Source organism: Streptomyces sp. NPDC002896 (assembly GCF_040295225.1).
Taxonomy (GTDB): domain Bacteria; phylum Actinomycetota; class Actinomycetes; order Streptomycetales; family Streptomycetaceae; genus Streptomyces.
Map to the genome: position 1 here is coordinate 136,494 of NZ_JBEOVA010000003.1, position 20,698 is coordinate 157,191.

17 protein-coding genes are annotated in these 20,698 nt (G+C 70.1%); 7 read left to right on the forward strand and 10 right to left on the reverse strand.

Annotated features, from left to right (window positions below; genetic code table 11):
* Positions 1 to 75 precede the first annotated feature (75 nt).
* Entirely contained in the window at positions 76 to 2,289 is a 2,214-nt protein-coding gene (locus ABT009_RS05275; protein ID WP_351289764.1) for an ATP-binding protein, read from the forward strand.
* Positions 2,290 to 2,324: 35 nt separating this feature from the next.
* Here the strand turns inward: ABT009_RS05275 and rpsD are convergent, their stop codons facing one another.
* From rpsD to ABT009_RS05290, 3 genes are all read right to left on the reverse strand, one after another.
* Positions 2,325 to 2,939 (reverse strand): 30S ribosomal protein S4, encoded by a 615-nt coding sequence (gene rpsD / locus ABT009_RS05280; protein WP_351289766.1) that lies wholly within the window; start codon positions 2,937 to 2,939, stop codon positions 2,325 to 2,327.
* A gap of 375 nt (positions 2,940 to 3,314) precedes the next feature.
* Positions 3,315 to 4,715, reverse strand: a complete 1,401-nt coding sequence (locus ABT009_RS05285; RefSeq protein ID WP_351289768.1) for a replication-associated recombination protein A — start codon at positions 4,713 to 4,715, stop codon at positions 3,315 to 3,317.
* An 82-nt stretch (positions 4,716 to 4,797) separates the two neighbouring features.
* Complete coding sequence (locus ABT009_RS05290; protein ID WP_351289770.1) at positions 4,798 to 5,463, reverse strand: vitamin K epoxide reductase family protein; 666 nt, start codon at positions 5,461 to 5,463, stop codon at positions 4,798 to 4,800.
* Positions 5,464 to 5,602: 139 nt separating this feature from the next.
* Between ABT009_RS05290 and ABT009_RS05295 the strand changes: the two genes are divergently transcribed.
* From ABT009_RS05295 to ABT009_RS05310, 4 genes are read left to right on the forward strand one after another with little or no spacing between them, the layout of a single operon-like run.
* Positions 5,603 to 6,535: an ABC transporter ATP-binding protein gene (locus ABT009_RS05295; RefSeq protein WP_351289772.1), complete on the forward strand. Its 933-nt coding sequence runs from the start codon at positions 5,603 to 5,605 to the stop codon at positions 6,533 to 6,535.
* Positions 6,532 to 7,386, forward strand: coding sequence for an ABC transporter permease (locus tag ABT009_RS05300; protein ID WP_351289774.1), 855 nt, complete (start codon positions 6,532 to 6,534; stop codon positions 7,384 to 7,386). The genes ABT009_RS05295 and ABT009_RS05300 overlap by 4 nt, the downstream gene beginning before the upstream one ends.
* Positions 7,383 to 8,594 (forward strand): sensor histidine kinase, encoded by a 1,212-nt coding sequence (locus ABT009_RS05305; RefSeq protein ID WP_351289776.1) that lies wholly within the window; start codon positions 7,383 to 7,385, stop codon positions 8,592 to 8,594. Before ABT009_RS05300 ends, ABT009_RS05305 begins: the two co-directional genes overlap by 4 nt.
* Positions 8,591 to 9,217 carry a response regulator gene (locus ABT009_RS05310; RefSeq protein WP_351289778.1) on the forward strand — a complete coding sequence of 209 codons (627 nt, stop codon included), beginning with the start codon at positions 8,591 to 8,593 and terminating at the stop codon, positions 9,215 to 9,217. Before ABT009_RS05305 ends, ABT009_RS05310 begins: the two co-directional genes overlap by 4 nt.
* Before the next feature lie 86 nt (positions 9,218 to 9,303).
* On the opposite strand, the gene hisS is transcribed toward ABT009_RS05310, so the two are convergent.
* A complete protein-coding gene (gene hisS / locus ABT009_RS05315; protein ID WP_351289780.1) occupies positions 9,304 to 10,566 on the reverse strand; it encodes a histidine--tRNA ligase in 1,263 nt (420 codons plus the stop codon).
* Between the two features lie 13 nt (positions 10,567 to 10,579).
* Positions 10,580 to 11,293: an MBL fold metallo-hydrolase gene (locus ABT009_RS05320; protein ID WP_351289782.1), complete on the reverse strand. Its 714-nt coding sequence runs from the start codon at positions 11,291 to 11,293 to the stop codon at positions 10,580 to 10,582.
* Between the two features lie 244 nt (positions 11,294 to 11,537).
* Between ABT009_RS05320 and ABT009_RS05325 the strand changes: the two genes are divergently transcribed.
* Positions 11,538 to 12,377: a peptidylprolyl isomerase gene (locus tag ABT009_RS05325; RefSeq protein ID WP_351289784.1), complete on the forward strand. Its 840-nt coding sequence runs from the start codon at positions 11,538 to 11,540 to the stop codon at positions 12,375 to 12,377.
* 135 nt (positions 12,378 to 12,512) lie between these two features.
* Positions 12,513 to 13,742, forward strand: coding sequence for a DUF349 domain-containing protein (locus ABT009_RS05330; RefSeq protein WP_351289786.1), 1,230 nt, complete (start codon positions 12,513 to 12,515; stop codon positions 13,740 to 13,742).
* Between the two features lie 73 nt (positions 13,743 to 13,815).
* Here ABT009_RS05330 and ABT009_RS05335 read toward each other — a convergent pair whose 3' ends face one another.
* The 5 genes from ABT009_RS05335 to yajC form a co-directional block, all read right to left on the reverse strand.
* On the reverse strand, positions 13,816 to 16,452 hold the full coding sequence (locus tag ABT009_RS05335) for a RelA/SpoT family protein (protein WP_502989820.1): 2,637 nt from the start codon (positions 16,450 to 16,452) through the stop codon (positions 13,816 to 13,818).
* A 181-nt stretch (positions 16,453 to 16,633) separates the two neighbouring features.
* On the reverse strand, positions 16,634 to 17,182 hold the full coding sequence (locus tag ABT009_RS05340) for an adenine phosphoribosyltransferase (RefSeq protein WP_351289788.1): 549 nt from the start codon (positions 17,180 to 17,182) through the stop codon (positions 16,634 to 16,636).
* Positions 17,179 to 18,300: a protein translocase subunit SecF gene (gene secF, locus ABT009_RS05345; protein WP_351289790.1), complete on the reverse strand. Its 1,122-nt coding sequence runs from the start codon at positions 18,298 to 18,300 to the stop codon at positions 17,179 to 17,181. Before secF ends, ABT009_RS05340 begins: the two co-directional genes overlap by 4 nt.
* Position 18,301: 1 nt before the next feature.
* Positions 18,302 to 20,092 carry a protein translocase subunit SecD gene (secD, locus tag ABT009_RS05350; RefSeq protein WP_351289792.1) on the reverse strand — a complete coding sequence of 597 codons (1,791 nt, stop codon included), beginning with the start codon at positions 20,090 to 20,092 and terminating at the stop codon, positions 18,302 to 18,304.
* A gap of 138 nt (positions 20,093 to 20,230) precedes the next feature.
* Complete coding sequence (gene yajC, locus ABT009_RS05355; protein WP_351289794.1) at positions 20,231 to 20,692, reverse strand: preprotein translocase subunit YajC; 462 nt, start codon at positions 20,690 to 20,692, stop codon at positions 20,231 to 20,233.
* Between the last annotated feature and the right edge of the window lie 6 nt (positions 20,693 to 20,698).

A 20,698-nucleotide genomic window follows, 5' to 3' on the forward strand; every position in this document is an offset into this window, starting at 1 on the left:
CGGGTCCGGAAGGACCGGCGGGAGTTGTGTGAAGCGATTGTACGGACCGCGCATGCCTGAGTACGCTGCGTCCGCATGCGGCACTTAGAGCGCTTCGGCCCCGGTCCGGGCGACTCCGGCCCAAGATCATCCAAACCCGGCAATCTCGCCATCGAACTCAGCACGTTCGTGGGCCGCGCGGCCGAACTCGAGGAGCTGACGGGCGCGCTGGAGGCGGATCGGCTGGTCACCGTGACGGGGGTGGGCGGAGTCGGCAAGTCCCGACTGGCGGCGCGGGCCGCGGCGCTTGCCGAGCCGCGCGACGGCGTCTGGATGGTGGAGCTGGCCTCGCTGCAGGAGGCCGAGCTCGTCGAGTACGCGGTCGCGGAGGCGCTGGAGCTGACGGACCACACGTCCCGGCCACCCCGCCAGGTGCTCCTCGACCATCTCGCGGAGCGCCAACTCCTGCTCGTACTGGACGGGTTCGAGCACCTCGTCGACGCGAGCGGGTCTCTGGTGCGGGACCTGCTGGGCCGGGCGCCCGGACTGCGGGTGCTGGCCGCGGGACGCAGGCCGCTGGGCGTCGAGGGCGAACGGCTGTTTCCTCTGTGCCCGATGGCGGACGACGAGGCCGCCGAGCTGTTCGCGGACCGTGCTGCGACCGTGCTGCCGGATTTCGCGCTGGACGCCGGCAGCCTCCCCGACGTCCTGGAAGTGTGCCGGCGCCTGGACGGGATTCCACTCGCCGTCGAGCTGGCCGTGGGCAGGCTGCGGGCCCTGTCCCCGGCGCAGTTGCTGTCCCGCCTCGACGACCGGTTCGGGCTGCTGACCGGTGGCGGGAGCGGTGCTCTGCCGCGCCATCAGACCATGCGTACCGCCATCGGCTGGAGCCATGAGCTGTGCACGCCGGACGAGCGGCTGCTGTGGGCGCGGCTCTCCGTGTTCTCCGGGCATTTCGATCTCGAGGCGGCCGAATACGTCTGCGGTGGCCACGGGCTGTCCGACGACGCGGTGCTCGACGTGCTGGGCAGGCTGCTCGCACAGTCCCTGGTGGCCCGCGAGGAGACACCGGCCGGAGTGCGCTACCGGATGCTGGACACCGTCAGGGCATACGGCGCCGACTGGCTGGAGGCGATGGGCGACGCCGACAGGCTTCGGCGCCGTCACCGCGACTGGTACATGGGGCTGGCCACCTGGTGCGAGCTGGACTGGTTCTCACCACGGCAGCCGGAGGTCGCGGCGCGCATCGAGGCGGACCTGCCGAATCTGCGGATCGCGCTGGACCACTGCCTGTCGGAGCCGGACGGGGCGCATGTCGGCCAGTATCTGGCGGGCACTCTGTGGTTCTGCTGGGTGGGCTGCGGACGGCTGGCCGAGGGCCGGCACTGGCTGGAGCGGAGCCTCGAGCTGGGCGCCGGCCACCCGGAGTCGAGGCTGAAGGCCCTGTGGGTGCTCGCCTATGTGGCGATCCTGCAGGGCGACATGGCACCCGCCCTGGCCGCGCTGCACGAGTGCCGGGAAGGGGCGGAGTACAGCGGTCATGCGACGGCTGCCGCCTGTGCGATACACCGGACCGGCTGCCTGGCGCTGGTAACGGACGACATGCCGCGCGCGGAGCAGCTGCTGCGCGAGGCCCTCGACCGGTACCACGAGATCGGCGAGCTCAACAGCTATGTGCTGATGTGCCAGGTCGAGCTGGCGATGGCGATGGCCTTCCAGGGGAATCTGCCGGCCGCCGTCGAGCTGTGCGAGGACGTGCGGCTGGTGTGCGAGGACCATGGCGAACGCTGGGCCCGGGCGTATGCGCTGTTCGTACTGGCGTACGCGGCCTGGGCGGACGGGCGCCCGGACCGGGCGCGGGAACTGCTCGAACAGTCGCTCGCCATCCACTACGGCTTCCAGGATCTGCTGGGCACGGTGCTGACGATCGAGTTGCTCGCCCTGGTCACGGTGGCGGAGGGGGATCCCGCCGAGGCCGCCGTGCTGCAGGGGGTTGCGGGCCGGATGTGGCCTTCGGTCGGGCTGCCGCTGTTCGGCTCGAGCCACTTCAACGCGCCGCACCAGCTGTGCGAGGAGCTGGTGCGTGAGGAGCTCGGTGCCGATCGGTACGAGGCGTGCCTCGGCGCCGGGGCGCGGCTCGGTGCGGATGCCGCGGTGGCCCGTGTACTGAGCGGGCAGCGCACGGACCTGCGCGGGCTGCTGCCACAGCAGCGTGAGCCGATGCCGGACGAAGACGCCTCCGGTGACGCCCCGGACATGCGAAAGCCCGCCGCTTCCCCCACCCAGCAGGGCGGAGAGGCGGCGGGCTGAATCGCGGTGTCTACGACCGGATCAGGCGGGGCTGATCAGCGGGCGTAGTACTCGACGACGAGCTGCTCGTCGCAGATCACCGGGATCTCCTTGCGGTTCGGGTCCCGGTCCAGGCGGAACGCCAGAGCCTTCAGGTTGACCTGCAGGTAGCGCGGGGTCTCGCCGTCGAGGGCGTAGCCACCCTCACGGGCGACCTGGAAGGGGTGCTTCTCGCGGGAGCGCTCGCGGACCATCACGACGTCGTCGGGGCGGACGCGGAAGGACGGCTTGTCGACCTTCTTGCCGTTGACCTCGATGTGGCCGTGGACGACCATCTGACGGGCCTGGTAGATGGTGCGGGCGATGCCGGAGCGGAGCACCAGGGCGTCGAGACGGCGCTCGAGCTCGATGATCAGGGCCTCACCGGTCTTGCCCTGGACCTTGCTGGCACGCTCGTAGGCGCGGACCAGCTGACGCTCGGAAACGTCGTACTGCGCACGCAGACGCTGCTTCTCGAGCAGACGGACCTTGTAGTCCGAGTTCTGCTTGCGGCCACGGCCGTGCTCACCCGGCGGGTAGGGGCGGGCCTCGAAGTACTTGACGGCCTTCGGGGTCAGCGCGATACCGAGTGCACGCGACTTCTTGACCTTGGGGCGGGACTGGTTCGCCACGAACCAAACCTCTCTATCTATGTGAAATCGGCTTCACCAGGGTTAGGGGAGGTCGCATCCGCAGCCGGGGAAACCCGTCGGGGCCTGCCGGGAATCGTGGTGATCCCGGTGGACTCGGCGGGCAGCCGCTCCCTGGTCTGGGCACATACGTGCAGCACGCGAGTGGCCCACCGACCGCCGTTTTACCGGGGTGGTGGGCTGCCCGCGACACCGTTCGACGGTGCGCGACGCTCCTGGAGATCCCCGCCCGAGGGCATTGGGGGCTCCGGCTGCCTGTCCCGCTCTGGTGGTGCCAGCCGAAACCGGACACGGGACGCAGCGCTTCTGCGAAGTCTACTAGGTCACCGGGAGTGCTGCGGACCGCGGCCGTACCGCTCAGCCGTCCGCTGCCCCCACCTCTTTGCCCGCTCCGGGTGCCGCGCTTTGCTGGTCGCCCCTGAGGCGCTCGCGGACCCGCTCGACCACGTCCGCGTACCGCGCCTCCGCGCCGTACCGCGTGGGCCTGTAGTACTGCCTGCCGTCGATGGCATCCGGGGCGTACTGCTGGTGGGCGATGCCGCCCGGCACGTCGTGCGGGTACACATAGCCCTGTGCGTGGCCGAGCTTGGCCGCGCCCTTGTAGTGGCCGTCGCGCAGGTGCGGCGGGACTGGCCCTGCGAGGCCCTTGCGTACGTCTTCCATGGCCGCGCCTATCGCCAGGGTCGCCGCGTTCGACTTGGGGGCGAGGGCGAGCGCGATGGTCGCGTGGCTCAGCGTCAGCGCGGCCTCCGGGAAGCCGATCATGGCGACCGCCTGGGCGGCGGCGACCGCCGTCGGCAGGGCGGTCGGGTCGGCGAGGCCGATGTCCTCGCTGGCGGAGATCATCAGCCGACGGGCGATGAACCGGGGGTCCTCCCCCGCCTCGATCATCCGCGCCAGGTAGTGCAGCGCCGCATCGACGTCGGAGCCGCGGATGGACTTGATCAGGGCGCTCGCCACGTCGTAGTGCTGGTCGCCGTCGCGGTCGTACCTCACCGCCGCGCGGTCGACCGAGTCCTCGAGGGTCTGGAGCGTGATCTCCTGCTCGCCCTTGGCGAGGGCTGACCCGGCGCCCGCCTCCAGGGCGGTGAGGGCACGCCGCGCGTCACCGCCGGCGATGCGCAGCAGATGGGCCTCGGAGTCCTCGGGCAGGCTCACGGCTTCGCCGAGCCCACGCTCGTCGGCCAGCGCGCGGCGTAGCAGGCCCCGGATGTCGTCGTCCGTGAGCGGTTCGAGCGTGAGGAGCAGGGAGCGGGACAGCAGGGGTGAGATCACCGAGAAGTACGGGTTCTCGGTGGTGGCCGCGATCAGGGTCACCCAGCGGTTCTCCACGGCGGGCAGCAGCGAGTCCTGCTGGGCCTTGCTGAAGCGGTGGATCTCGTCGAGGAAGAGGACGGTCTCCTTGCCGAAACCGCCCGTGGCGCGACGGGCGCCGTCGATGACCGCGCGCACTTCCTTCACTCCCGCGGTGATCGCGGAAAGCTCGACGAAACGCTTGTTCGTGGCCTTGGAGACGACATACGCGAGGGTCGTCTTGCCCGTGCCAGGCGGGCCCCAGAGGATCACCGAGGAGGGTCCGGCGGGGCCTCCGCCGCCCTCGCCGACGAGTCGGCGCAGGGGCGATCCGGGCTTCAGCAGATGCCGCTGCCCCACGACTTCGTCGAGCGTGCGCGGACGCATCCGCACGGCCAGGGGGCTGCTTGCCGGGTCCTTCTCCTGGCGGGCTTCTGCGGCGGCGGTGAACAGGTCGGGCTCCACGCAGTGAACCCTATGTCACGCCACTGACAGTCCCTCCGCGGCCTTGCGCCGCAAGGCCACGGAGGGTTCGCGGGCCCTCAGGTCAGCTGGTCCAGAAGTCCCACCAGCGGGTCAGGATCAGCATCCCGATGATCCCGATGTGCAGCACCGGCACGACCCAGGTGAACTCGTCGAAGAAGCCGCGCAGCCAGCCCGGTGCGGGCAGCAGGCCGTTGCGGATGTTGAACGACGTCACGTACCAGAACATGACGATCGTGGCGACCCAGGCGAGGGAGCACCACAGGCAGAGCGCGTTGATGTTGTACAGCGACTGGTACTGCAGCCAGGTGCAGAAGCCGACGCCGAAGAGCGTCCCGGCGTTGAACGTGAGCCAGTACCAGCGCGGGAAGCGGGCCCGGCCCAGCAGGCTCATGCCGACGCAGATCACGATGCCGTACGCGACGAGGCCCAGCATCGGGTTGGGGAACCCGAAGGCCGCGGCCTGCTTGCTCTCCATCACGCTGCCGCAGGAGACGACTGGGTTCAGGCTGCAGCCCGGCGTGAAGGTCTTCCCCTCGACCTTGGCCTCGAGCAGCTTGAACTTGTCGATGGTGATGACCCAGGCCGCGAGGAGCCCCGCCGCGCCCGTGATCACCAGCAGCAGCGCGAACGCGCGGCTCCCGCCGACCGTCCGCGGGCCCTCGGGCCGGTTCTGGCCGGCGGAATCGGAGGAGGAGACGCCGTCCCTTGCTGTCATCGTCTTGCTCATCACGCCGTTCCGTCGGTCGAGTGGGGGCCTGCGGGCACCGTCATTGTGCCGCACGCGCGTGTGTATCCACCGTTCGATGGACACAATCGAGAACGACCGAGGGGCCCGGAACGTTCGGTTCGGGGGGACGCTCGTCGGCATGACTGCACACGCGAACGAAATCGCGGTGCACGTACGGGGGCTGCGCAAGCAGTACGGCGACGTGACCGCGGTCGACGGCATCGATCTCACCATCCGCCACGGGGAGGTCTTCGGCATCCTCGGACCCAATGGCGCGGGCAAGAGCACCACGGTCGAGATCCTTCAGGGCAACCGGACCCGGGACGGGGGCGAGGTCTCCGTACTCGGCGCCGACCCCGGATCCGCCACGCGCGCGTGGCGCTCCCGCGTCGGCATCGTCTGGCAGGACGAATCGGCGCCGGCCGAGCTGACGGTCCGCGAGACGGTGCGGCACTTCGCCCGGTACTACCCGAAGCCGCGCGACCCGGACGAGGTCATCGCCCTCGTCGGTCTGGAGGCGAAGGCCCGCAGCCGGATCAAGGCCCTCTCGGGCGGCCAGCGGCGCCGGCTGGATGTGGCGCTCGGCGTGATCGGCGGACCCGACCTGCTGCTCCTGGACGAGCCGACGACAGGCTTCGACCCGGCGGCCCGCCGCCAGTTCTGGGACCTCATCCGGCAGCTCGCCCACGAGGGCACCACCATCGTCCTCACGACGCACTACCTGGAGGAGGCCGAGGCGCTCGCGCACCGGCTCGCGGTGATCGCGGCCGGGAAGGTCGTCGCCGAGGGCGAGGCCGGGGCCCTGCGCGAGCAGTACGGGGCGGAGGCCACCGTCGCCTGGACGGAGCCCGACGGTTCCCCGCGCAGCGAGACCACGGGGACCCCGACGCGTACCGTCGCCGAGCTCATGCGCCGCTTCGACGGCGAGATCCCCGGGCTCCGGGTCAGCCGCCCCACTCTGGAGGACGTCTATCTGCGGCTCACCGGCCAGCTCACCCAGGACGAGCCCACCAGGAACCAGCCCGACCAGCCCGACCAGGGCCGGCCCACCCGAGAGGAGACCGGGCGATGAGCACGGCCACGGCGACCGAAGCCCGTTCCGTCGACAACCGCGGCGCCCATCGGCTTCCCGGGGCCTGGGGTCTGGGGCTCCACCAGGGCGCGATGGAGCTGCGCCAGTTCTTCCGCCAGCGCGACCAGGTGGTCTTCACCTTCGCGTTCCCCATCGTCTTCCTGTGCCTGTTCGCGTCGATCTTCAGCGACGACGTGGAGGGCGCGGGCATCTCCGCCTCGCAGCTGTACGTGCCCGCGATGATCGCCGCGGGCGTCATGTCCACCAGCTTCCAGTCCCTCGGCATCTCGATCGCCATCGAGCGGGACGAGAAGGTGCTGCGCCGGCTGAGCGGCACTCCGATGCCTCCGGCCTCGTACTTCCTCGGGAAGGTGTGGCTCGTCCTGGTCACGGGCCTACTGGAGACGGCGGCGCTGCTGCTGGTCGGCGCGACGCTGTTCGACGTCGATCTACCGTCGAGCGCCGGGAAGTGGCTGACCTTCGGCTGGATCTTCGTCCTCGGCCTCAGCGGCTGCGCGCTGCTCGGCATCGCGATCAGTTCCGTCCCGAAGACGGGCCGGAGCGCCTCCTCGGTGGTCGTCCTGCCGTTCCTGGTGCTGCAGTTCATCTCCGGGGTCTACATCTCTATCGACACCCTCCCCGACTGGATGCTGAACATCGGCGCACTCTTCCCGCTGAAGTGGATGTGCCAGGGATTCCGGGGTGTGTTCCTGCCCGAGTCCGCCAAGGTGCTGGAGCAGGCCGGGAGTTGGGAGTACGGACGTATCGCGCTGGTGCTCGGCGCCTGGTGCGTCGGAGGATTGCTGCTGTGTCTGCTGACCTTCCGGTGGAAGAACCGGCGAGACGGATGACCGATCCGGCGGGCCCCCGCGACTCCGACGTCTGGGACCGCACCTTCCGGCTCTGGGACTCCTACTTCGCGGTCGTGTGGGTGGCCACCCTGGTGTTCGTGCTCGGCACGGACTTCCCCGGGTGGCCCGTCCGCGCCGCCGCCGGCGGACTGCTCGTCCTGCTGATCCCCTGGTACGTGGGGGTGGGGCGCCCGATCCTCATGAGCGAGGGCGAGGACGAACGCCGGAGCCTCGCCTATGTCGCCGGGACGATCCTGCTCTTCCTGCCACCCGGCATCCTGGTCGGCGAGACGCGGCTGATCACCTTCGCTCTCGTCCCGCAGTGCTTCATGGCGCTGCGCATGCGCCCTGCGCTGACGGCCGTCGCCGTGATCAACATCGCGCCGGTCGTGGGGTGGGCGGTGCTGTGGCGGCCCGATTCCCACGACGTCTTCTTCAACTCGGTATTTGCGGTGGTCACCCTGGTCTTCTCCGCGGCCTTCGGCACCTGGATCATCCGCGTGATCGAGCAGAGCGCGGAACGGGCCGCGCTCATCGCCGAGTTGGACGCCAGCCGTGAGGAGGTCGCCCGGCTGTCCGCCGAACGCGGGGCACTGGCCGAGCGGGAGCGCATGTCACGCGAGATCCACGACACCCTGGCGCAGGGATTCACGAGCCTGCTCATGCTCATCCAGGCGGTCGACGCCGAACTGGAACGCGATGCACCGCAGGCCCGCCGGCACCTGGAGCTGATGGCGGAGACAGCCCGGCAGAACCTCGCGGAGGCGCGGGCCCTGGTCGCCGGAGGAGCACCCGCCGATCTGGACGGGAGTTCGCTGCCGGACGCCGTGCGCAGGCTGGCCACCCGGCATGGAACGGGCGTTTCGGTCGAGGTCACGGGTACCGCGGGGCCACTGCCCCCGGGCATCGAGGTCGTGGCCCTGCGCTCCTGCCAAGAGGCCCTCGCCAACGTACGCAAGCACGCGGGGCTCGAGGCCGCCGTGAACCTCAGCCTCCGCTATGCGCCGGGCGCCCTCACCGTCACGGTGTGCGACACGGGGCGCGGCTTCCACGCCGGCGTACCTCACCAGGGGTACGGGCTGCGCGGCCTGCGCGCCCGGGCCGCTGAAGTCGGGGGCACGGCCGAGGTCCGCAGCGCCCCCGGTGAGGGCACCACCGTCACCGTCCGGCTTCCCGTTCCCGAAGGACTTGAGAGGACATCCGCGTGATCCGCATCCTGCTGGCCGACGACCACCCCGTCGTACGGGAAGGGCTGCGCGCCATGCTGAGCGCCGAGCCCGACCTGGACGTCGTGGCCGAGGCGTCCAGTGGGCCGCAGGCGGAGGCCCTGGCCGCCGACGTGCGGCCGGACATCGTCCTGATGGATCTGCGGATGCCCGGCGGCGACGGCGTGGAGGCGATCGTACGGATGGCCGCCGCGGGCCTGCCGTGCCGGGTGATCGTACTGACGACGTACGAGACGGACCGGGACATCCTGAGAGCCGTCGAGGCGGGTGCCGCGGGCTATCTGCTCAAGGACCTGGCGCGGGCGGAACTGGCGGACGCGGTGCGCGCGGCGGCGCGCGGCGAGACCGTGCTGGCGCCGTCGGTCGCCGCCCGGCTGGTCGACCAGCTGCGCACGAAGCCCGAGCGCCCGCGCCTGTCGGAGCGCGAGACGGCGGTCCTGCGTCTGGTCGCGGAAGGCTGCACCAACGCGGAGATCGGCCGGCGCCTGTACATCGGCGAGTCGACCGTGAAGACGCACCTGCTGCGCGTCTTCGCCAAACTCGGCGTGGACGACCGCACGGCGGCGGTGACCAGCGCACTTCGGCACGGGTTGCTCGAGCCATGACCCCTACCGGCCAGCCCTGACCCGTGACCCACGAGTGACCGGTCAGAGCGGTCGGGAGTGCCGTGCCTCCCGACCGCCGTCGCGCGTCAGGCGAGCCGCGAGGTCAGCTTCTCGACGATCGCGTCGAGCGCGACCGCGTCCTGCTCCCCGGACTCCATGTCCTTGAGCTGGACGACGCCCTCGGCGAGGTCGCGCTCACCGGCGACGACCGTGTACCGGGCGCCCGACCGGTTGGCCGACTTCATCGCGCCCTTGAGGCCCCGGCCGCCGTACGCGAAGTCGGCTGCGACACCGGCCTTGCGCAGCTCGGTGACCACGCCGAAGAGGACCCTCCTGGCCTCCTCGCCGAGCGGCACCGCGTACACGCTGGTGCCGGCCGGGATGTCGAGCTCGATGCCCTCCGCCTGCAGCGCCAGCACGGTGCGGTCCACGCCGAGCGCCCAGCCGACCGACGGCAGGGAGGGGCCGCCGATCATCTCGGACAGGCCGTCGTAGCGCCCGCCGCCGCCCACCGCGGACTGCGAGCCGAGCCCGTCGTGCACGAACTCGAAGGTGGTGCGCGTGTAGTAGTCGAGGCCGCGCACGAGCTTCGGGTCGTCCTCGTACGCGACGCCCGCGGCCGTGATCAGCTCGCGGACCTCCGCGTGGTACGCCTTGCAGGAGTCGCACAGGTAGTCACCGAGGAGCGGTGCGCCCACGAGCTGCTTCTGCACCTCGTCGCGCTTGTCGTCGAGGACCCGAAGCGGGTTGATGTCGATGCGGCGCCGGGTGTCCTCGTCCAGGTCGAGGCCGCGCAGGAACTCCTGCAGCGCGGCCCGGTAGACGGGACGGCACTCCTTGTCGCCGAGGCTGTTCAGCAGGATGCGGAAGTTGCTGAGACCCAGCGAGCGGTACGCCTGGTCGGCCAGGATGATCAGCTCCGCGTCGAGCGCCGGGTCCTCGGCTCCGATGGCCTCGGCGCCGACCTGCGAGAAGTGGCGGTAGCGGCCCTTCTGCGGGCGCTCGTAGCGGTAGTACGAGCCGGAGTACCAGAGCTTGACGGGGAGGTTGCCCGCCTTGTGCAGGTTCGCCTCCAGCGCGGCGCGCAGCACGGACGCGGTGCCCTCGGGGCGCAGCGCCAGCTCGTCGCCGCCCTTGGTCGTGAAGGCGTACATCTCCTTGGTCACGATGTCGGTGGACTCGCCGACACCGCGGGCGAACAGCTCGACGTTCTCGAAGCCGGGCGTCTCGATGTAGCCGTAGCCGGAGTTCTTCAGGGGCGCCGCGATGGCCTCGCGCACGGCGAGGTAGGTCGCGCTGTCCGGCGGAATCAGGTCGTACGTGCCCTTGGGGGCCTTGAAGGTGCTCACAGAAAAAGTCTCGTCACATTCCTCGTCGGGGTGCCGCCTCGGGTGCGGCGCCCTGGCCGGCGGCCACCTGCCGCAGATACGGGTTGGTGGCGCGCTCCTGGCCGATGGTGGTCTGGGGGCCGTGGCCGGAGAGCACCACGGTCGAGTCGTCGAGCGGCAGGCACACACGGGCCAGCGACGCGAGCATCTCGTCCATGGAGCCACCGGGCAGGTCGGTGCGTCCGATGGAGCCGGCGAAGAGCAGATCGCCCGAGAAGAAGACCGACGGGATCTCGGCGGTCTCGGGCATCCGGAAGGTCACCGACCCCTTGGTATGGCCGGGCGCATGCGCGACGGAGAAATCCAGGCCCGCCAGGGTCAGCTCCGCGCCGTCGGACAGCTCCCGCACGTCGTCGGGCTCCCCCACGGTCAGCTCGCCGAGGAGCGGCATCCCGATGGAACGGCCGAGCGCCTTCCCCGGGTCGCTCATCATGTACCGGTCCCCGGGGTGGATCCAGGCCGGTACGTCATGCGCTCCGCAGACCGGGACGACCGAGGCGACATGGTCGATATGGCCATGGGTGAGGATGACCGCCACGGGCTTGAGCCGATGCTTCTTCAGTGCGTCCTCGACTCCCTGCGTGGCCTGATGGCCCGGGTCGATGATCACGCACTCCTCGCCTGCGGCGGGGGCGACCAGGTAGCAGTTGGTGCCCCAGGCTCCGGCGGGAAACCCGGCAATGAGCACGATCGTCCTTCGTTCATCTCGTCCGGCGGGAGGGCCGCCGCACCCTCCCGTACGGCTCCGGCGGATGGTCCGGAACTCTCCGGCGGGGGATGCAGCAGATCAGAGCCTACCGGCGCTGCCGATTCCACAGCGAACCCATATACGGTACGGGACACAACGAAAGGCCATTGACTCACGACGCAGGCGCCCCACAGGACGCAGGCGTCCCACCCCGACGTATGAGACGCACGAGGAGAGAACACCGGTGGTCAGCCAGGAACAGCGGCGGCGGCAGCTCGCCCGGGAGAAGTTCTTGCGGCAGCAGGAGCGACGCAGGTCCACACGGCGCAAGGCCCGCGCGCGTAACGCGGTGATCGCATCGGTGCTCGGCGTGATCCTGGTGGGCAGCGTCGTCTCGTACGCGACCGGCGTGTTCAAGAACGACGACTCGAAGGACACGGCGGCCGCCGAGGCGACCCCGAGCGCCTCCGCCGCCAGCAAGGCCCCGGACCCGTGCGAGAAGGCCGCCGCGGGCAAGGTGAAGTCGCTGAGCTACAAGAAGGAGCCGGCGATGACCATCGACACGTCGGCCAAGTACACGATGACGCTGCACACGACCTGCGGCGACATCGACATCGCGCTGAAGGCCGCCGCGGCCCCGCACACGGTGAACTCCTTCAACTTCCTGCTGAACAAGGGCTACTTGGACCACACCAAGTGCCACCGGCTCACCACCATGGGCATCTACGTGCTCCAGTGCGGCGACCCGCAGGGCACCGGCATGGGCGGCCCCGGCTACACGATCCCGGACGAGAACCTGAAGGACAAAAGCCTGAAGGGCAACGTGTACCCGGCGGGCACGGTCGCGATGGCCAACCAGTACAACTCCTCGACGAAGGAGGGCCGCGACACCGGCGGCAGCCAGTTCTTCCTCGTGTACCAGGACAGTCAGCTTCCGCCCGACTACACACCGTTCGGGACCATTTCCGATTCGGGAATGAAGGTGCTGAAGAAGATCGCGGCGGCCGGCGAGAACACCGGCCAGGGCGACGGCACCCCGAACGCAACAGTCGTGATCAACAAGGCGACCGTCAGCAAATCCTGAGGCCCGACTGCCTAATTTCGGTCGCGCGGGATGCGGACAGCCGCCCCGCCGGTCGCCTATGTTGGCCGTGACGAAACTGTGGACGATGCCCGGGGGCCGTGGAGCCCGCCGCGAGCATCATGTGGAGGAGGCGCTGTGAGCAGCGACCCGTGGGGCCGCGTCGACGAGACGGGGACCGTGTACGTGCGTACGGCCGATGGCGAGCAGGTCGTCGGCTCCTGGCAGGCCGGTTCGCCCGACGAGGCCCTGGCCTATTTCAAGCGCAAGTACGAGGGCCTGGTTGTCGAGATCGGCCTCCTCGAGCGTCGGGTGAGGACCACCGACCTGTCCGCGAAGGACGCCCAGATCGCGATCGACCATCTGCGCGAGCAGGTGGACGCGCACCACGCGGTCGGCGATCTGGACGCGCTGCGGGCCCGGCTGGACAAGCTCGTCGAGGCGGTCGACGCGCGCCGTGAGGAGCGCAAGGCGCAGAAGGCCAAGCAGTCCGACGAGGCCCGGCACGCCAAGGAGTCGCTGGTCGTCGAGGCCGAGGAGCTGGCGCAGAGTGAGCAGTGGCGGGCGGCCGGTGAGCGGCTGCGGGCCCTGGTGGACACCTGGAAGGGCCTGCCCAGGCTCGACCGGAAGTCCGACGACGAGCTGTGGCACCGCTTCTCGCACGCGCGCTCGGCGTTCTCCAAGCGGCGCAAGGCGCACTTCGCGGCGCTCGACGCGCAGCGCGAGGAGGCCCGCAAGACCAAGGAGAAGCTGGTCGCGGAGGCCGAGGCGCTGTCCGGGTCGACGGACTGGGGTCCGACGGCCGCTCGCTACCGCGACCTGATGACGGAGTGGAAGGCCGCGGGCCGCGCGCAGCGCGAGCACGAGGACGACCTGTGGAACCGCTTCCGCGGCGCCCAGGACGTCTTCTTCGCGGCCCGCAGCTCGGTCTTCGCCGAGCGGGACGCCGAGCAGTCGGAGAACCTCAAGCTCAAGGAGGAGCTGGCCGAGGAGGCCGAGAAGCTTCTGCCGGTGACGGATCTGAAGGCGGCCCGTGCGGCCTTCCGGTCCATCAACGAGCGCTGGGAGGCCATCGGCCACGTGCCGCGCGACGCCCGGCCGAGGGTCGAGGGCCGGATGCACGCGGTGGAGCGGGCCATCCAGGAGTCCGAGGAAGCCGAGTGGCGGCGGACGAACCCGGAGGCACGCGCGCGTGCCGCGGGGCTCACCGGCCAGCTCCAGGCGGCCGTCGACAAGCTGCGCGACCAGATCGACGCGGCGCGCGCGGCGGGCAACGACGCCAAGGCCGACAAGCTCCAGAAGGAGCTCGAGGGCCGCCAGGCGCTGCTTGACCAGGCGCTGAAGGGCCTGCAGGAGTTCGGCGGCTGACACCCTCGCCGGATACGTCGAAGGGGCTCCCGTACGCGATGTACGGGAGCCCCTTCCGCGTGGTGCCGGTCGGTCAGGGCCTGCGCGCCGACGTCACCCGGTACACGTCGTAGACGCCCTCCACTCCCCTGACCGCCTTCAGGACGTGTCCGAGGTGCTTGGGGTCGCCCATCTCGAAGGTGAAGCGGGAGGTCGCGACGCGGTCGCGGGAGGTCTGGACGGCCGCCGACAGGATGTTCACGTGCTGGTCGGACAGGACGCGCGTGACGTCCGAGAGGAGCCGCGAGCGGTCCAGCGCCTCGACCTGAATGGCCACCAGGAACACCGACGACTGGGTGGGCGCCCACTCGACGTCGAGGATCCGCTCGGGCTCCCTGGACAGCGACTCGATGTTGACGCAGTCGCTGCGGTGAACCGATACGCCGCTGCCGCGCGTGACGAAGCCGATGATCGGGTCGCCCGGCACCGGCGTACAGCAGCGGGCCAGCTTGACCCACACGTCGTCGACGCCCTTGACCACGACGCCCGGGTCCGCGCTGGAGCGGCGCTTGCGGCCGCGCCCGCGGGTCGGCGGTGCGCTCTCGGCGATGTCCTCGGTTGCGGCCTCCTCGCCGCCGAGCGCCTGGACGAGCTTCTGCACGACGTTCTGCGCGGCCACATGGCCCTCGCCGATCGCCGCGTACAGGGACGAGATGTCCGGGTAGCGCATCTCGTGGGCGAGCGTGACCAGCGAGTCGCCGGTGAGGATGCGCTGGATCGGCAGGTTCTGCTTGCGCATGGCGCGCGCGATGGCGTCCTTGCCCTGCTCGATCGCCTCGTCGCGGCGCTCCTTGGAGAACCAGGCGCGGATCTTGTTCCTGGCCCGCGGCGACTTGACGAAGCCCAGCCAGTCGCGCGACGGCCCGGCACCGGCCGCCTTGGAGGTGAAGACCTCCACCAGGTCGCCGTTGTCCAGGGTCGACTCGAGCGGTACGAGGCGGCCGTTGACGCGGGCGCCGATGGTGCGATGGCCGACCTCGGTGTGCACGGCGTACGCGAAGTCGACGGGGGTCGCGCCCGCGGGGAGCGCTATGACGTCGCCCTTCGGCGTGAACACGAAGACCTCGTTGCGCGACAGGTCGAAGCGCAGGGACTCGAGGAACTCGCTCGGGTCCTCGGTCTCCTTCTGCCAGTCGAGCAGCTGGCGCAGCCACGCCATGTCGTTGACGGCTGCGCTGTCCTTGCCGGACCTGCCGGCACCGCTCTTCGGGGTGTCGGTGCGCACCTTGGAGGCGCCCGCGACGGCTTCCTGCTTGTACTTCCAGTGCGCCGCGATGCCGTACTCGGCGCGGCGGTGCATGTCGAACGTACGGATCTGGAGTTCGACCGGCTTGCCGTTGGGGCCGATGACCGTCGTGTGCAGCGACTGGTACATGTTGAACTTCGGCATCGCGATGTAGTCCTTGAACCGGCCGGGGACCGGGTTCCATCGCGCATGTACGGTGCCGAGCGCCGCGTAGCAGTCGCGGACCGTGTCGACCAGGACACGGATGCCCACCAGGTCGTAGATCTCCGCGAAGTCACGGCCGCGGACGATCATCTTCTGGTAGACGCTGTAGTAGTGCTTCGGCCGACCGGTGACGGTGGCCTTGATTCGGGCGGCACGCAGGTCGGACTGGACCTCGTCGGTGACTATGGCGAGGTACTCGTCGCGCTTGGGGGCGCGCTCGGCGACGAGACGGACGATCTCGTCGTACATCTTCGGGTAGAGGATCGCGAAGGCGAGGTCCTCGAGCTCCCACTTGATGGTGTTCATGCCCAGCCGGTGCGCCAGCGGGGCGTAGATCTCCAGGGTCTCGCGGGCCTTCTTCTCCTGCTTCTCGCGCTTCAGGTAGCGCATGGTGCGCATGTTGTGCAGGCGGTCGGCGAGCTTGATGACCAGGACTCGCGGGTCCTTGGCCATGGCGACGACCATCTTGCGCACGGTCTCGGCCTGCGCGGCCTCGCCGAACTTGACCTTGTCCAGCTTGGTGACGCCGTCGACGAGCAGGGCGACCTGGTCGCCGAAGTCGCGGCGCAGCGCGTCCAGGCCGTACTCGGTGTCCTCGACCGTGTCGTGCAGCAGGCCCGCCATCAGCGTGGCCGGGTCCATGCCGAGCTCGGCGAGGATCGTCGTCACCGCGAGCGGGTGCGTGATGTACGGGTCGCCGCTCTTGCGCTTCTGGCCGCGGTGCCAGCGCTCGGCGACCTGGTAGGCGCGCTCGATCTGGCGGAGAGTCGACGTCTCGATCTTGGGGTCGTTGCTGCGGACTATACGCAGCAGCGGCTCCAGGACCGGGTTGTAGGGGTTGGACCGCTGGACGCCGAGGCGTGCGAGACGGGCGCGTACGCGGTTGGAGGAGCCGGAGCGAGCCGGCGGGCCGGCCGGCCGGGCCGCGGGCGGCGGGGTGGGGGCGGGGCGTTCAGCCGCCGGCTTGGGGCGCGGCTGTTCCGCCGGGGGCTTGGGTCGCGCCGATTCGGCCTCCCGGCCGCTCTGCGCGGCCCCAGGCCCCTGGGCGGCAGCCGGCTTCGCGTGCTCTGCGGACGCCCGGTCCTGAGCGGTGCTCCCGGTCTTCGCGGGCAAGGCTGAGGCCGCCGTGGCCTGGCCCGGCTGCGTCTGGTCGGCCTTGGCGGCTGGGGGTGCCCCCAGGCGTTCGGCACTGGGGGAGAGTGGCTGGGCCTCGTCTGGCAAGAGGGCTCCTCGTGCGCGTTCCGGGTCCCCCGGTCAGGCCCCGGAAGCCCATGGTATCGATCCCCGGCTTCCGGTTCGTCCTCGGCCGGTGAGACGGCCTCGTAGCTGTGAAACGCGAGAGGCGGGTCCCGGATTCCTCCGAGGCCCGCCCCTCCCTGCGACGACCAGGTCGACCAGGTGTTCAGACGATGAGCAGCGACTCCAGCGGTGCACCGTCCAGGGCGCTCTCCAGGCGCGCGCGGCCGCCGAGGAAGCCCAGCTCCATCAGCATGATCACGCCGGCGACCTCGGCCCCGGCGCGACGGATGAGCTGCAGCGACGCCTCGGCGGTGCCGCCGGTGGCGAGCACGTCGTCGATGACCATGACGCGGTCGCCCGCGACCAGGTCCTCGGCGTGCACCTCGATCTCGGCCGAGCCGTACTCCAGGTCGTACGCCTGGCGGAGCGTCGCGCCGGGGAGCTTGCCTGCCTTGCGCACGGGGATGAAGCCGATGCCGGCACGGACCGCTGCCGGGGCGGCCAGGATGAATCCGCGGGCCTCCAGACCGACCACCTTCGTGGCGCCGTTCTCCACGCAGAACTCGGCCAGCGTGTCGGTGAGCGCGGTGAACGCCTTCGGGTCGGCCAGGAGCGGCGTGATGTCCTTGAACATCACGCCCGGCTTCGGGTAGTCCGCCACGTCCCGGATACGACTGAGCAGCAGTTCCTTGAGTGCGGTGTTCTCGCTCATCGGCGCTTCCCCGAGGGTCGGCCGCGGCCGCGACTGCGGGAGACGGGCTGGGTGCGGGGGCCGACGACCGCGTGGGCCGCGTCCTCCGGCTCGGCGTCTCCGGGCTCCGTGGCGCCGGGCGCCGCGGCTTCCGGCGTCTCGCCCTTCTCGGCGGCCGCCTCGCGCTTGGCGAGCACCCGCTTCTTCAGGGCCTTCATCTGCGGCTCGCGCTCCTTGAGCTCGGCGACGAGCGGCGTGGCGATGAAGATCGACGAGTACGCACCGGCGGCGAGGCCGACGAACAGCGACAGCGAGATGTCGTTGAGCATGCCCGCGCCGAGGACGCCGCCGCCGATGAACAGCAGGCCCCCGACGGGCAGCAGGGCGACCACCGTGGTGTTGATGGAACGCACCAGCGTGGCGTTGATGGAGCGGTTGGCGACCTCGCTGTACGTCCAGCGGGTCTGCTTGGTGATGTCCTTCGAGCTCTCCTTCAGGGAGTCGAAGACGACGACCGTGTCGTAGAGCGAGTAACCGAGGATCGTCAGCAGACCGATCACGGTGCCCGGGGTCACCTCGAAGCCGACCAGGGCGTAGATCCCGACCGTGATGGTGATGTCGTGGATCAGCGCGACCAGTGCGGCCACGGCCATGCGCCATTCGAAGGCGATCGCCAGATAGATCACCACGAGGACCATGAAGATCCCGAGGCCGGTCCAGGCCTTGTTGGCGATCTGCTCACCCCAACTGGGGCCCACGAGGTCGGCGTTGATGTCGTCCGACTTGAGGTCGAGCTCCTTGGCGAGCTCCGCCTTGATCGCGTCGGACTTGGCGGTGTCCACGCCGCTGATCTGGATGCGCAGACCGCCGGTGCCGAGCTCCTGGACGATGGCGTCGTGCCCGGCGGCCTCCTCCGCCTTCTGCTCGGCCTGGGAGGCGGAGACGCTCGTCTTCGGGGTGGTGAAGACGGCGCCGCCCTGGAACTCGATGCCCATGTTGAGCCCCTTCACCGTGAGGCCGAGGATGGCCGCAACGGTGATCAGGAGCGAGATGCCGTACCAGATCTTGCGCTTGCCGACGAAGTCGTAGCCGACCTCGCCGCGGTGGAGCCTGGCGCCGAGAGTGCCGAGTCGCGACATCTCAGGCCTCCTTGGGGTCGACGGGGGCGGATACGCGGCGGGTGCGGCGCAGCGGGGGCTTGGCGCCGAGCCGCTTCGGGTCCAGGCCGGACCACGTGTGGCCGCTGCCGAAGAACTTGCTGCGGGCGAGGATCGTCATCAGCGGCTTGGTGAAGAGGAAGACGACGACCACGTCGAGCAGGGTGGTCAGGCCGAGCGTGAACGCGAAGCCCTGCACCTTGCCGACGGTGACGATGAAGAGCACCGCGGCGGCGAGGAACGACACGAAGTCGGAGACCAGGATGGTGCGCCGGGCGCGCGGCCAGGCCCGCTCGACGGCGGGTCGCAGCGTGCGGCCCTCGCGGATCTCGTCCCTGATGCGCTCGAAGTACACGATGAACGAGTCCGCTGTGATGCCGATCGCGACGATGGCACCGCAGACCGCCGGCAGGTTGAGCGCGAAGCCGATGGTGGGGCCGAGCAGAGCCATGAGCGTGTACGTCAGTGCGGCCGAGACCAGCAGCGACGCGATGGCGATGAGCGACAGACCGCGGTAGTAGACCACCAGGTAGATGATGACCAGCGCGAGGCCGATGGCACCGGCGATCAGGCCCGCGTGCAGCTGCTCGCCGCCGAGGGCGGCGGTGACGGTGGTGACGCTCTGCTCCTCGAAGGAGAGCGGCAGGGCACCGTAGGAAAGCACGTTGGCCAGGCTCTCCGCGGACTCCTGGTTGAAGTTGCCGGAGATCTCGGCGCTGCCGCCGGTCAGTGCCTGGCTGACGTACGGGTCGGAGACGACCTCGCCGTCGAGCACGATGGCGAACTGGTTCTGCGGGGACTGGTTCTGCGCGAGCTTGCCCGTGATGGCCGCGAACTTCTTGGCGCCCGCGTCGGTGAACTCCATCGTGACTTTCCAGCCCGCGGCGTTCTGCGTGTCGTAGACGGCCTTGGCGTCGTCCACGTCGGTGCCCTCGACCTCGGCGGGGCCGAGGACGTACTTCTGCCACTGGCCCTGCGAGTTCGTGCCGCAGGCCACGGTCGACTCGGACGGCTTGACGCCGTCACCGGCCTTGGCGCGCTGCGCGGGGTCGGTGCAGTCGAGCTTGGCGTACTGCTGCTGCAGGTCGCTGGAGGTGTCCGAGGTGCTGGTCGCGGACGGAGAGGCGCTGGCGCTTGCCGCGGCTGATGCGCTGCCGGACGGCGAGCCGCTCGCGCTCGGCGACGCGGTGGAGTCCGCCTTGAGCGCGTCGGTGACCGGGCGTCCCTGGGAGGTGGCGGCGGCCGAGGGGGTCGCGGAGGACGAGGGGCTGGCGGAGGAGTCGGACGAGGTCGCCTTGTCCTGGTCGGCCGACGGGGAAGCGCTGCCGGACGCGCTCGGCGAGGGGCTGGCCGACGCTTCGGCGCCGCTGACCTCGGTCGCGAGAACGGGGCGGAAGTAGAGCTGGGCGGTGGTGCCGACCTGCTCGCGCGCCTGCTTCTCGTTGGTGCCCCGGGGGATGTTGACGATGATGTTGTCGTTGCCCTGGGTCTGCACCTCGGCCTCGGAGACACCGAGACCGTTGACACGGCGCTCGATGATGCCCACGGCCGTGTTCATGTTGGTCTGGTTGACCGCGTTCTCCTGACCCGGCTCACTCTTCGCCTTGAGCGTGATGCTGGTGCCGCCGGCGAGGTCGATGCCGAGACGCGGAGTGGTGTGCCCGGAAAGGAACATTCCCCCGGTGAGCGCCGCGATGGCGATCAGGATGAGAACCAGCGAGCGGCCCGGCCTGCTCTGGGCGCTCGTTCTCCGGCCCTTCTTCGGTGCTGCCACCTTCTCGTTCTTCCTCTCCAACCGTCCTGCGCGCGAATCTACGCGCATACGGCCATGACATGGTGTCGAGACGTGCCGAATCCGCACGCCCCGGGGACCGCGGTGCGCAGGCGGGCGCTCCGCGGTCCCCGGTCGTGGCTACTTCGTGTCGGACTCGCCGTCGGTCTTCTTCGGCTCGGCGTCGTCGGCCTCGGCGGCCTCGTCCTTCTTGCCGAGGTCGATGCGCGAGTCGTCGGAAGCGTCGGCGGGCTCGTCGGTCTCGGTGAGGGAGGAAGCGTCGTCGGGGACGACGGGGGTGTCGACCTTCAGGTCGTCGCCGGTGCCGTGGACGATGCGGTTGTACTCGTCGTCATCGAGGACGGCGCCGATCGCGTTCTTCGCGAAGACGAGGTGGACACCGGGGGCAGCCTCGAGGAGGACGGTGTCGGTGTTGACCTCCTTGACCGTGGCGTACATGCCGCCGATCGTGCGGATGCCGGTACCGGGCTGCATCTGGTCGCGCATGTTGGCGGCCTGCTGCTGCTTCTTCTTGGCAGAGCGGGTCATCAGGAACATGGCCCCGATGAGCACGATGAACGGGAGGAGGGTCACGATATTCACGGGACG

What these genes read in the sequence shown, in the direction of transcription:
- ABT009_RS05305 (WP_351289776.1), top strand. Translation starts at nt 7,383, where the DNA reads ATGACCGATCCGGCGGGCCCCCGCGACTCCGACGTCTGGGACCGCACC.
- ABT009_RS05295 (WP_351289772.1), top strand. Translation starts at nt 5,603, where the DNA reads ATGACTGCACACGCGAACGAAATCGCGGTGCACGTACGGGGGCTGCGC.
- ABT009_RS05275 (WP_351289764.1), top strand. Translation starts at nt 76, where the DNA reads ATGCGGCACTTAGAGCGCTTCGGCCCCGGTCCGGGCGACTCCGGCCCA.
- secF (WP_351289790.1), bottom strand. Translation starts at nt 18,300, where the DNA reads ATGTCGCGACTCGGCACTCTCGGCGCCAGGCTCCACCGCGGCGAGGTC.
- ABT009_RS05340 (WP_351289788.1), bottom strand. Translation starts at nt 17,182, where the DNA reads ATGAGCGAGAACACCGCACTCAAGGAACTGCTGCTCAGTCGTATCCGG.
- ABT009_RS05300 (WP_351289774.1), top strand. Translation starts at nt 6,532, where the DNA reads ATGAGCACGGCCACGGCGACCGAAGCCCGTTCCGTCGACAACCGCGGC.
- ABT009_RS05290 (WP_351289770.1), bottom strand. Translation starts at nt 5,463, where the DNA reads ATGAGCAAGACGATGACAGCAAGGGACGGCGTCTCCTCCTCCGATTCC.